The 10,867-nt window shown below is 71.4% G+C and carries 10 protein-coding genes and 1 pseudogene; 6 read left to right on the forward strand and 5 right to left on the reverse strand.

Features of this window, described 5'->3' with window-relative positions:
• A pseudogene (locus tag ACLEQD_RS27200) lies at positions 1-585 on the reverse strand (patatin-like phospholipase family protein); the annotation flags it as partial.
• Positions 586-776: 191 nt separating this feature from the next.
• Between ACLEQD_RS27200 and ACLEQD_RS27205 the strand changes: the two are divergent.
• Entirely contained in the window at positions 777-989 is a 213-nt protein-coding gene (locus tag ACLEQD_RS27205) for a hypothetical protein (protein ID WP_410387861.1), read from the forward strand.
• A 130-nt stretch (positions 990-1,119) separates the two neighbouring features.
• On the opposite strand, the gene ACLEQD_RS27210 is transcribed toward ACLEQD_RS27205, so the two are convergent.
• Both ACLEQD_RS27210 and ACLEQD_RS27215 read right to left on the reverse strand, forming a co-directional pair.
• Positions 1,120-2,061 (reverse strand): acetoacetate decarboxylase family protein, encoded by a 942-nt coding sequence (locus tag ACLEQD_RS27210; protein WP_410387863.1) that lies wholly within the window; start codon positions 2,059-2,061, stop codon positions 1,120-1,122.
• A 13-nt stretch (positions 2,062-2,074) separates the two neighbouring features.
• On the reverse strand, positions 2,075-3,133 hold the full coding sequence (locus tag ACLEQD_RS27215; protein WP_410387865.1) for an esterase/lipase family protein: 1,059 nt from the start codon (positions 3,131-3,133) through the stop codon (positions 2,075-2,077).
• A gap of 136 nt (positions 3,134-3,269) precedes the next feature.
• Here ACLEQD_RS27215 and ACLEQD_RS27220 point away from each other — a divergent pair, with 136 nt between their 5' ends.
• The 4 genes from ACLEQD_RS27220 to ACLEQD_RS27235 all read left to right on the forward strand — a co-directional run bounded on the left by ACLEQD_RS27220 (position 3,270) and on the right by ACLEQD_RS27235 (position 7,023).
• Positions 3,270-3,623 carry a hypothetical protein gene (locus ACLEQD_RS27220; protein WP_410387867.1) on the forward strand — a complete coding sequence of 118 codons (354 nt, stop codon included), beginning with the start codon at positions 3,270-3,272 and terminating at the stop codon, positions 3,621-3,623.
• A gap of 133 nt (positions 3,624-3,756) precedes the next feature.
• Positions 3,757-4,740: a protocatechuate 3,4-dioxygenase gene (locus tag ACLEQD_RS27225; protein ID WP_410387869.1), complete on the forward strand. Its 984-nt coding sequence runs from the start codon at positions 3,757-3,759 to the stop codon at positions 4,738-4,740.
• 64 nt (positions 4,741-4,804) lie between these two features.
• Positions 4,805-5,479: a response regulator transcription factor gene (locus ACLEQD_RS27230; RefSeq protein WP_410387871.1), complete on the forward strand. Its 675-nt coding sequence runs from the start codon at positions 4,805-4,807 to the stop codon at positions 5,477-5,479.
• Positions 5,476-7,023 carry a sensor histidine kinase gene (locus tag ACLEQD_RS27235; RefSeq protein WP_410387873.1) on the forward strand — a complete coding sequence of 516 codons (1,548 nt, stop codon included), beginning with the start codon at positions 5,476-5,478 and terminating at the stop codon, positions 7,021-7,023. The genes ACLEQD_RS27230 and ACLEQD_RS27235 overlap by 4 nt, the downstream gene beginning before the upstream one ends.
• On the opposite strand, the gene ACLEQD_RS27240 is transcribed toward ACLEQD_RS27235, so the two are convergent.
• On the reverse strand, positions 6,992-7,801 hold the full coding sequence (locus ACLEQD_RS27240; RefSeq protein ID WP_410387875.1) for a hypothetical protein: 810 nt from the start codon (positions 7,799-7,801) through the stop codon (positions 6,992-6,994). The two genes, ACLEQD_RS27235 and ACLEQD_RS27240, sit on opposite strands and share 32 nt — an antisense overlap.
• 305 nt (positions 7,802-8,106) lie before the next feature.
• Here ACLEQD_RS27240 and ACLEQD_RS27245 point away from each other — a divergent pair, with 305 nt between their 5' ends.
• Positions 8,107-9,279 (forward strand): FadR/GntR family transcriptional regulator, encoded by a 1,173-nt coding sequence (locus ACLEQD_RS27245; protein ID WP_410387877.1) that lies wholly within the window; start codon positions 8,107-8,109, stop codon positions 9,277-9,279.
• 16 nt (positions 9,280-9,295) lie between these two features.
• Here the strand turns inward: ACLEQD_RS27245 and ACLEQD_RS27250 are convergent, their stop codons facing one another.
• Positions 9,296-10,573, reverse strand: a complete 1,278-nt coding sequence (locus tag ACLEQD_RS27250) for an APC family permease (RefSeq protein WP_410387879.1) — start codon at positions 10,571-10,573, stop codon at positions 9,296-9,298.
• Positions 10,574-10,867 lie beyond the last annotated feature (294 nt).

Below are 10,867 nucleotides of genomic sequence, written 5' to 3' on the forward strand. Positions count from 1 at the left end.
CTGGGCCTCCCCGAGCGCCCGCGGGGGCCGCCCCAGCGGACTGGGCTCGCGGGTCGCCTCCGCCACGCGCAGCGCGCTGACGGAAGGGCTGGTGGCCTCCCCGGTGGGCCCTGGCCCTGGCGACGCGTCCTCCGCCTGGGGCTTGAGCACGGAGATGATCTGCTCGCGCTGGCGCAGCGACGCGTAGAACGCCAGCACCAGCACGGCGCTCAGCGCGTCGAACGCCACCACCCCCAGCGCCAGCGGCGACAGCAGGTCCCGCCCCACGCCGAGGGCCACCATCACGCAGGCCCCCACTTTCTGGAGGCCCGTCCACAGGAAGGCGGCCGGGTTCGCGCGGGGCTCGTGCAGGCCGTGCAGGAGCAGGCCGCCGAACAACACCATGAACATGCCCACGATGCGGAAGAAGTGCGAGGGCGTGGCGGACGCATCCGCGCGCAAGATGCGCAGCTCCACCCCCGGCAGGAGCAGCTGCGCCGCGCCGGTCACCAGGGTGATCCACCCGATGGCCGCCAGGGCCCAGCGCCACGGACGCCCGTTGACGCGGGCCTGGCGCTCCAGCCATCGCGACGCGGCCGGGCTCATGCGTGGGCCTCCCGGCGCGGTGGCACGCGCAGCCCGAAGCCCCAGCGCTCCCCCGCCGGTGCTCCGCGCGCAGCACCCGGTGCACGAAGTAGCCCAGCGTCAACAGCCACTGCACCGTCCACAGCCCCACGCGGATGCGGTTCATCCGCATCCACGCGCCCAGCACCTCGCTCAGCCGTTCAGGCGACGTGATGCCGGCCGCCATCTCGTCGTTGTACGGGAAGATGAAGATGCGCGTGAGCAGCGTGGCCACCACCACCGCCAGCAGCACGCCCAGCGGGTACCAGCGCAGGGCCGTCCTGCGCTCGCGCCACGCCAGCACCCCGGACGACAGCAGCATCACCGCCGTCATCCAGGTGAAGAACCGCGTGGCCGCCTGCACCTGCGGCACGAACTGCATGTAGTAGTTGTCCACCGTGAGCTGGGGCGCGATGGGGAACGTGAAGAGGAGGAGCGACCAGCCCGTGCCCAGGTACATGGACGTGCACAGGAACAGCAGGCACGCGTTCGCCAGGTCGAAGCGGCCGCCGCGCTTCATGGCCGCGCTTCCTCGCGCGAGCGCGCGTCGTGAAGCGGCACGACTTCCTGGAGCACCCGCGGCGGCTCCCCGTCCGGCTCCGGAGGCGGCATCGGCGTCTGGTCCTGGCCCAGGTCCACCACGCTCTCCAGGCCCTCCGGGTACGTGGCGTCTGGGAGCGTGGGCTGGGTGAGGAACCACGCCTCGGAGTGGTCATCCAGCACGCCGCTGGACGACGGGAAGAACCCGGTGAAGAAGGCGCGCGGGGAGATGCTCAAATCCTTCAGCGCCTTGACGCGCGGATGGTCCCCCAGCTCCAGCGTCCCCCACGCGTGCTTGCCCAGCCGGAAGCCGAACCGGCCCCGGAAGTAGATGGTGGACTTCATCAACATGCCCCGGAAGGCGCAGTAGTTCACCGCCGCCATCCGCAGCGGCAGCCACGGGAACCTCGGGCGCTCGATGCGCACGCGCACCGCCTGCTGGCCGCCCTCCTCGTAGCGGCTGCTCACGGAGCCGTCCTCCATCCGGAAGTCCAGCCGGGCCAGGTGCTTGGGCATGCCCCAGATGCCCTTGCCGCCCTTCACGGACACCTCCGTGTTCACCGGCAGGTCCACCACGTACTGCCCCACGCCGAAGTGCTTCTGGAACAGCAGCGGCAACAGCGGCGGCGCGGGCCGGCGTCCGTGCGTGCACGCCAGCGCGATGCTGAACTCGATGTACGCGCCGATGTCCGTCTGCCTGTAGTCGATGACGGAGATGAGCAGCACGGCCCGGTCACGCGACACGCGCAGCGGGTGCAGCTCGTTGCCGGGCAGCAGGCTGGCCGCGCGGCGCGCGTCCACCGTGAAGGCGGCCATCAGCGCCGGTGCGCCCTTCGAATCCACGGGCAGCGCGTACGGGATGCCGTCCACGCGCGAGTAGCGGCCGGACTGTCTCTGGATGCGGCGGGGGAGGAACATGGCGGGCCTTTCGTCAGTGGCTCACGGAGCGGTCCAGCTCGGAGAGGATGAGGGGGAAGACGTCCTGGGACGCGCGCTTGCCCATGAAGACGTCCAGGTGGCCGTAGCCCGGCAGCAGGTGCAGCGCGTGCCGGCCCGGGTGGAAGCGCTCCAGGTGTTCGAAGCTGCGGCGCTGGCTCTCCGCGAGGAAGCAGCGGTTCTCCTCGCCCGCGAAGAAGACGAAGCGCGCGTCCGTCTGGGGCTCGCGCTCGCCCAGGTCCTCCGGCAGCGCCCGGAAGCCCTCCACCGGCACCAGGTGGCCCGCGCGCACGCACTCCTCCATCTGGCGGAAGAAGCTGAAGGGCACCGGGCCGAACTCGTGCTGGAGCCAGTCGTGCGTCTGGGCGTTGAGGTTCTCGTGCCGCCACAGCACCGGGAAGCCCGTGCCGTAGGTGAAGCTCGTCCAGCGGCAGACCAGGTTCTCGCACTCGTGATGCGTCGCCTGCACCACGCGCGTCAGCACGCGCGCCGTGCGCGTGGGGCCGCCGTAGGCCCACTGCGGATCCAGGTACGGCGTGAAGCTCGAGACGAGCGGGACGGCGTAGCGCAGCTTCAGCTTCGCGGTCGCCGGCACCACGGGGTGCAGGGACACGGCGTTGGTGAGGATGAGGTCCACCTGCGGCAACAGCCCCGCCACCGCGGCCATGGTGAAGCTGGTGGAGCCCTGGCAGTGGATGAGGGCCTTGACCTTGTCCGCCCCCGTCCTCTCCACCACGGTGCGGATGGCGTGCGGGTGGTCCAGGACGGCGGCCTGGTCCAGCGTCCACTCGCCCGGCTCCACGTCGATGCTGGCGCGCCAGTTCTCCAGCCACACGTCGTAGCCGTCCTGAATCAGCGCATCCACCACCGTCTGCCGCACCGGCGCGCGGAAGATGTTTCCGCGCACGCCGGCCCCGTGCACCAGCACCACCGGCCCCTTGTCCGCCTTCTTGACGCCGCGCAGGTGCACCAGGTGCAGCGCGCGGCCGTCGCCCGCGAGGAAGGGCACGATCTCCTCGGAGTAACGCGGCTCATGGATGGTTTCCGCGGACATGACGACGCCCCCCACACGGCAAACGTTGGTCGGTGTGGAAGGGGCGACAACCGGCATGCCGCCCCGCCTGACAGGGGCAGCGGGCAACGGCGCGGCGCCTCCCTGTCACTCCGCCCGCGTCAGCCCCTGGAGTGCTATGCGTGAGCGCATGGACACGGGCTGGAGCGACTACGAGGGCGGCGCGACGCTCGGGGGCATGGGCAGCCAGGGCGGGACCGTCGTACGGGACGAGGGCTTCCGCGACCTCTTGCGCCTGACCTACGAAGCGGACGACTCGCGCTCCTTCCACGCCGTCACCTGCGGCGTGTCCGGCTGGCTGTCGCATCCGCGCTTCTTCGACAACGCGGCGGAGGCGCTCCACGCCTTCGAGTCCATGAAGCCCGCGCTGGAGGAGCTGGGCGCGGCGCTCCCGGAGGGCGGGCCGAGGTCCACCGCGGACGGCCGGGCAGCAGGTCCACTGCTCGCCGCCTTCCGCGTGCGCTTTTCCTGAGCCGCGGCCCTTCCGCGCAAGGATTGCTTAAGGTTCGCCCGCGAGAACCCGGTTCACCGTCCGGTCAGCCCCGGACGGTCCTCGAGCGGCACCCCCGCCGCTCCTGGCTCCCGAGCTCCCGGAGGAACCCCGGATGAAGAGCGAATCCCCCCAGGCCCCATCCCCCAAGGTCATCACGCGCCGGAGCATCCTGCGCGGCATGGGCCTGTCGCTGGCCGCGGTTCCCGTGGCGAAGCTGCTCGTCGCCTGCGGTGGCGACGACACGACCGGCGCCGACCCCCACACCGACGCAGGCACGGGCACGGACGCGGGCGAGGACTCCGGCGTGGTGGACCCGGGCTTCTGGGCCACGGGGGGCACCGCGGCGATGACGGCCGCCGCCGCGTACCCGGATCCGTTCGCCTCCGGCATCGGCACCGCGTGCAACCTCACCTGCGAGGCCACGCTGGGCCCCTGCTACGCGACCACGGTGGACCGCAAGGACATCAGCGAGGGCCATGACGGCCTGCCGGTGCGCCTGGCCTTCCTCATCGTCAACGAGTCCTGCGCGCCCATCCCGAACGCCACGGTGGACATCTGGCACGCCGCGCCGGAAGGCCTGTACTCCGGCGAGGACGCGAGCGACTTCTGCACCTCCGGTGACGCGACGGCGCGCGCGGCGCGGTGGTTCCGGGGCGTGCAGACCACGGACGCCAACGGGCGCGTGGACTTCGACACGTGCTTCCCCGGTTGGTACAGCAGCCGCACCATCCACCTCCACTTCACGGTGCGGGTGAACGGCCAGGAGTTCGTCACGTCGCAGCTGTTCTTCGACGACACGACGAGCGACGACATCGTCAACAACCAGCCGCTCTACAACGCGCGCGGCGCACGCGACACGACCAACTCCAACGACACGGTCATCTCCGCGGACGCCGTGGGGGACTACCTCTTCTCCACCCAGCGCATGGCGGACGGCGCGATGCTGGCATCCAAGACGCTGGTCATCCGCTCCTCGCTGGACAGCGCGTCGTGCGCGGTGCCGGGAGGCAGCGGTGGCGGCGGCGGTGGTCCCCCGCCGGGCGGCGACGGTGGCATGGGTCCCCCGCCGCCGGGCTTCGACGGGGGCATGCCCTGAACTAGGGTGGGCCGGTTCATCCCGGAGTCCTCCGGGGCGGCGTGTCCTAAGGGAGGCATGGCGCATGGGCGACCGCATCCTGCTGGTGGAGGATGACGACGCGCTCGGGTCCCAGATTGTCGGGCACCTGCGGGGCGCGGGCTTCGAGCCCGTGTGGTGGCGCGAGGGCCGCCTGCGGGTGTCCGGCGAGCTGCCGGACGTGAGCCTCGTGGTGCTGGACCTGATGCTGCCCGGCACCTACGGCCTGGACATGCTCAAGGCGCTGAGGACCTTCTCGGAGGTCCCGGTGCTCATCCTGAGCGCGCGCAACGACACGCTGGACAAGGTCCGCGCGCTGAAGCTGGGCGCGGACGACTACATGACCAAGCCCTTCTGGCCAGAGGAGCTAGTGGAGCGCGTGCGCGCGCGCCTGCGCCGCCCCACCCTGCAGAAGGAGCAGGCGGTGGTGGAGGTGGGCCCGCTGCGCATCGACCTGCAGGGGCACACCGTGCAGGTGCGGGGCCGCCCGGTGGAGCTCACGCGGGTGGAGTTCGAACTGCTCGCGGCGCTGGCGCGCAGGCCGCAAGAGGCGGTGACGCGGCAGTGGCTGGTGGAGCACGTGTTGGATCCGGAGCGTGAGGGCACGGAGCGCACGCTGGACGTCCACGTGTCGCGGCTGCGGCGCAAGCTGGGACCGGTGAAGTGCGTGGAGACGGTGTGGGGTGTGGGCTACCGGCTGGTGCCCGGGGAGGACGCGTGAAGCTGCGGCTGCGCCTGGCGCTCACGGCGGTGGCGGTGACGGTGCCCGCGGTGTTCGCGCTGGTGCAGGTGGAGCACTCGGTGCGCCGCCGCACGACGGACGAAGTCATCATCGAGTCCACGCTGTCGCAGATGCAGTCCGGGGGCCGCGAGCGCTGCGAGGCCGCGCCCGAGACCTGGATGGTCCGCTCCCGGTCCCAACGTCCGCCGTGGGAGCGCGAAGGCCTGCCCGACGGCGGCGGCGGTCCGAACTCGGGCACCGTCGCGCCGGACGGGCCACCGGGAAGAGGCCCCGCTTCGGGAGGCCCGAGCCCCGGGACCGAGGGCCCACCCCGCTCCGGAGGCCGGCGTCCCCCGGGCCGGCGGTTGCCGCCGGTGAGCCTCTACCCCTTCGACGGACGGTTCGTTTCGCGCAACCCGCAGGCCCCCGCGCTGGACGACGGGCTGCGCCAGGGCGTGCGGGACGACGGCGTGGGCGTGCGCCGCTACTCCAAGGACGACGGCGCGCTGGTGCAGGACCTGCTGTTGCGCATGCCCTGGGAGGGAGGACCCTGCGAGTACGTGCTCGCGCGCCGCGTGGAGCCCGCGGAGTCGCCGGAGGTGGGCCTGCCGCCGCTGTACATCTGGGGCGTGCCCACGCTGATCCTCCTGTCCGCGATGGTGGTGGCGCTGGGCCCCGTGGTGCAGCGCCTGCGCCGGCTGACGGAAGAAGTTCGCGCGTCGTCGGGAAGCGGCTACGAACAGCCCGTCACGGTGAACGGCAGCGACGAGATCGCGGAGCTGGCCAGGGCCTTCCAGCAGGCGCGAGCGGAGATTCAAGCGCGGATGGCGCACCAGCAAGCCCGCGAGCAGACGCTGCGGGACTTCCTGGCGAACACGACGCACGACGTGATGACGCCGCTCACGGTGTTGCAGGGACACCTGGCCGCGATGCAGCAGCGGATGCGAGCGGGAGAGCCGCTGGAGTCGGGCCTGATGTTGTCCGCGATGAGCGAGGCGCACTACATGGCCTCGCTGGTGCACAACCTGGGAGCGGCCGCGAGGCTGGAGGCCGGAGCGCCGCAGGTGCAGCACGCGCCGGTGGACCTGAACGCGCTGGTGTCACGGGTGCTCGGCCGGCACCAGCCCATCGCGAGGCCGCAGCGCATCGCCCTGGAGAGCGGAGTCCCGGCGACGCCCACCTGGGTGATGGGCGATGAGACATTGCTGGAGCAGGCGGTGAGCAACGTGGTGCTCAACGGCATCCGCTACGGCCGCGAGGACGGCCACGTCGCGGTGGTGCTGGAGACGACGCGCCAGCAGTCCTTCAACCTGCGAGTCATCGACGACGGGCCGGGCATCTCCGAAGAGGAGCGGTCGAGGCTCCTGGAGCGCCGCTTCCGGGGCAACGCGGCCCGGACCCGGGAGCCGCAAGGCCAGGGCCTGGGCCTGCACATCGTGCACAACGTGGTGGAGCTGCACGGCTGGGAGATGACCCTGGCGCCGTCGGAATACGGCGGCCTGGAGGTCGCCTTTACCGGCCCGCTGACGCCTCCTCCGGAGTGACGGCGGACAGCGCAGGAGGTGCTGCGGCGTGCTTCACCACATGGTCCACGAACTCCGGCCACGCAGCCTGGAGCGAGTCCTGTGACGCCTCTCCGAACAACGCGATGGCATCCACCGGCCTCCGCTCTCCCGTGAGCTGATCGACGCACCAGGCCTCCAGCGCGTTCCGCAGACCGCGCAGCGGTCCGGTGAGATTCTCCAGTGAGGCATCTCCGAGCAGCGCGCGAGCCTCCGCCCAGCGCCCCTCCCGGCACGCCACCACCGCCGAAGCGAGCGGTGCGAGCCCCAGGGGAAAGTCCACCTGGGACTTCGCCTCCGCCAGCCGGGCCTCCACCCGCGCCAGCCGCCCCTCGAGCGCGTCCACCAGCGCGAGCGCCGTGGACAACACCGCGCGGAACTGCGGCGTGAGGTCCTTGCGCGACTCCAGGCTCGACAGCTCCCGCCCCGCCGTCGGCAACCGCCAGAGCTGGAGCTGGGTGATGCCGATGTTGTACGTGGGAACAACCTGGACCTTCGCCAACGGACGCGCGGCCTCGAACCGCTCGAGCGCGGCGGCCACCCTCCCCTCCGACAGCAGCTGAAGTCCCTCGTCCGTCAGCTTCTTGCTCCGGCGGTATCGCGGAAGGAAGAAGAGGGCCACCGGTACCACCAGGACGAGCAGGACGACGGGAAACATCATCTGCACCTGCCGCGGATCGGGAATGAAGTGGTGCAGCACCCTGGGCACGCCCAGGAACACCAGCGTCAGCACCACCGCGTATGGCCAGGATTTCCGCATGGGGCGCCTTCTAGCCGGGTCGCCAGACGCTCGTCAGCAAATCCCGTGCCCTGAAGCGCTCCGCCAGGACGCGCATCACGCGGAGCGCAATGGTGGGCCGCGACGTCGTGCAAGCGCGGGCGGCGACGCGGAGTCCTGGGCAGGGGCGCCCGTCGGGTGCCGTCCTCCGTAAATCTGTCCGACAGTCGGACAGGTTCGCGGAAGACGGCGCCCGGGCTGGGAGGCCACGAGGACGGCGGGCCCACCAGTCCATGTCAGACCCCTCTGGTTGGATGGGCGTGGCTTGGGCGAGGAGGGCGACGGTGATGGTGCGGGTGGGACTCGTGGCGTATGTGGAGGAGCAACTCGAGCGCGCGATTGCGCTGGGGATGCTGCCGAGGGGGCAGTTCGGCTCGGAAGAGAAGCTGGCGCGTGAGTTCGGGTGCTGCCGGGGCACCGTGCGGGAGGCGCTGCGGCGGCTGGCGGCGCGAGGGCTGGTGGTGCAGCGCTCCGGACGCAAGACGCGCGCGGTGGCGCTGGATGAGTCGTTGACGCTGGAGAACCTGGGCCTGGCGCTGCATGACGAGCGCTCGGAGGAGTGCCGGCGGCTCCTGGAGGGCTACTTCAGCCTCAAGCGGCAGGTGCTGGTGGACCTGCTGGCCGACTGCTGCACAAGTGCCTCCGAGGCGGACCTGGGCCAGCTGGAGTCCCTCTGCTTCAGGCTCTGGGATGCGGCGCACTGGGAGTCGGGAGCACGGTGCGCGCAGCTGGAATTCGAGCTGCTGCGACGGGCGGCCCAGGCGGCGGCCCGTCCAGGACACCTGCTCCTCATTCAGTCACTGCAGCGGGCCATGAGGGGCAACGCGTCCCGGCTGCAGCTCCTCATGGGCGGCGAGTCGCTGCGCCCGTGGGCCATGTGCGCGATGCACGCCCTGGGCGATCGCGACGTACGGGCGCTGACGCACGAACTGCCGGCATTGCTGAAGGCATACGATGAGGGCGTGCTCGAACGCTTCGCGCCTGCCCTCCAGGAGCATGCTTCACACGAAGCCCCTCACGCCGCGGAGGGCCTCCTCGACCTTTCCACATCCGCTACCGGACAGGACTCCGCGCTGGATGCACGCAGTCGCATGGAGGAGCAGGGCCTCGGCGCCCTCACACCCACTGGCGCGGAACACCCGGCGGATGAGGTTGCTCCCCTTCCTCATGCGGAGGCCTTCTCCGTGGAGTTGGGCAGCGATGCGCTGTTGATTCCAACCGACTTGAGCGCATCCCCTGACGAAGCCGGCGGTGAGTGCGCCGCAGGGAGCGTGCCGGGCGCGACCTTGAGAAGCCAGTTCGACTGTCGGACTGATCGGGGCGGCTTGTCAGCGAAGGAGGACCTGGAGCCCGAACATCCACCCGCCGGAGCCCGCGGGTCCCCCGGCGGAGTGGTGCGCGAAGAGGACGAGCCGCCTCATGGTCCCCCGGGCACGCTCACCCCCTCGCCAACGGACTGATCCTCGTCCGGCAGCGCTATCCGAGCGCCGCCTTCCCGTCCGGCTTGCGCTGGAACCTGTAGAGCACGAAGCCCACCGCGAGCGCGACGGCTCCGGCGATGAGGTTCTCGCGCTCAGCGCTCAGCGCGAAGACGACGCACAGCGCCGCGGCGGCCAGGGGAATCACGGGCCCACCCGGAATGCGGAACGCGTTCTCGGGCGCCTGGAGCTTGCGGCGCAGCACGGGCACCGCCAGGGCCGTGCCGAAGTACGTGGCGAGCCGGGCCACCACGGAGAGCGTGGCGAGCACCTCGAACGAGCCGGAGAACGCCAGGGGCAGCGCGATGGCCGTCTGCGTGAGGATGGCGACCGCCGGGGTGCGGTAGCGCGGATGCAGCGTGGCGAGCGCCGCGGGGCCAAAGCCGTCCTGGGCCAGCGCGTACAGATAGCGCGGCCCGGCGAGCACGGTGTTGCTGTTGGTCCCCAGGATGGACAGCACCCCGCCCACCGTCATGAGGAGCCCACCCCAACCCCCGAGGAACCGCGCGGCCGCGCTGGCGAGCGGCGTCTGCGCGTCCGCGACGCCGGGCAGCGTGCCCAGCGCCACCCACTGCACCGCCGTGTAGATGAGCGTGACCACGCCTATCTGCACGAAGAGCGCGAAGGGCACGTCGCGGCGCGGGTTCTTGAACTCCCCCGCCGGCGCCGCCGTGTTCTCGAAGCCGGCATAGGCGAACAGCAGCAGCAGCACCGCGGACCCCAGGTTGCCTCCCTCCCTGGGCGCCACCGACGTCGCCAGCGGCACGGACACGGAGAAGAGGCCCACGGCGATGAACACCAGCAGGGGCACCGTCTTGGTGACGGCGAGGAACACCGCGGTGCGAGTTCCGCCCTTCACGCCCACGACGTTGACGGCGGTGAGCGCGAGCAGGGGCACGGCGATGGCCAGGCCCTGCCCCAGGCCCGAGTTCGCCGCGGGCCACAGGAAGCCCAGCGCGCGGGAGAAGCCGACGGACAACGAGGCCACGGACGAGACGCGCGCCAGCCACGTCATCCAGCCGACCTGGAACCCCACCCGTTCGCCAAAGGCTTCACGCGTGTAGAGATAGGCGCTGCCGGGCTTGTCGAAGTAGCTGGCCGCCTCCGCGAAGCAGAGCACGAGCAGCAGCACCGCCAGCCCCGCGAGCACGACGGCGCCCGTGCTGGCAGAGCCCAGGTTCGCGGCGGCCGCCGCGGGCAGCAGATAGACCCCGCTGCCGATGACGTCGTTGATGGAGAAGCCGACGATCTCCCAGCGCGATACCGCGCGCCGCATGCCTGGCTCATGAGGAGGCGAATGGCTTCCGGTGGTCATGGACGGAAAGGAGCACAAATGCGGCGAATCCGCGAATTCGTGAGAGGCCGTGCCTCCGCACAAGCCCCACCGTGCCCGCCCCGATGCGGGGCGGACGCGGTCCAGCTCCCCTCCCCCTCGCCGGGCCACGAGCTGGACGCGCCCCGGCTTCCCTGCCCCCGACACCCGCTACCGCGTCGTCGCGGCCCGGCGCGTCGGCGTCCGCGCCTTCGCGGTCCGGTGCGCCTGGGTCTTCATGGCCGGCACGCGACGGGG

This window comes from Corallococcus sp. 4LFB (assembly GCF_046520365.1).
Classification (GTDB): domain Bacteria; phylum Myxococcota; class Myxococcia; order Myxococcales; family Myxococcaceae; genus Corallococcus; species Corallococcus caeni.

Coding starts and splice junctions, on each gene's coding strand:
- ACLEQD_RS27245 (WP_410387877.1), top strand. CDS start 8,107: ATGGTGCGGGTGGGACTCGTGGCGTATGTGGAGGAGCAACTCGAGCGC.
- ACLEQD_RS27205 (WP_410387861.1), top strand. CDS start 777: ATGCCGGCCGCCATCTCGTCGTTGTACGGGAAGATGAAGATGCGCGTG.
- ACLEQD_RS27210 (WP_410387863.1), bottom strand. CDS start 2,061: ATGTTCCTCCCCCGCCGCATCCAGAGACAGTCCGGCCGCTACTCGCGC.
- ACLEQD_RS27220 (WP_410387867.1), top strand. CDS start 3,270: ATGCGTGAGCGCATGGACACGGGCTGGAGCGACTACGAGGGCGGCGCG.
- ACLEQD_RS27215 (WP_410387865.1), bottom strand. CDS start 3,133: ATGTCCGCGGAAACCATCCATGAGCCGCGTTACTCCGAGGAGATCGTG.
- ACLEQD_RS27240 (WP_410387875.1), bottom strand. CDS start 7,801: ATGCGGAAATCCTGGCCATACGCGGTGGTGCTGACGCTGGTGTTCCTG.
- ACLEQD_RS27225 (WP_410387869.1), top strand. CDS start 3,757: ATGAAGAGCGAATCCCCCCAGGCCCCATCCCCCAAGGTCATCACGCGC.
- ACLEQD_RS27250 (WP_410387879.1), bottom strand. CDS start 10,573: ATGCGGCGCGCGGTATCGCGCTGGGAGATCGTCGGCTTCTCCATCAAC.
- ACLEQD_RS27230 (WP_410387871.1), top strand. CDS start 4,805: ATGGGCGACCGCATCCTGCTGGTGGAGGATGACGACGCGCTCGGGTCC.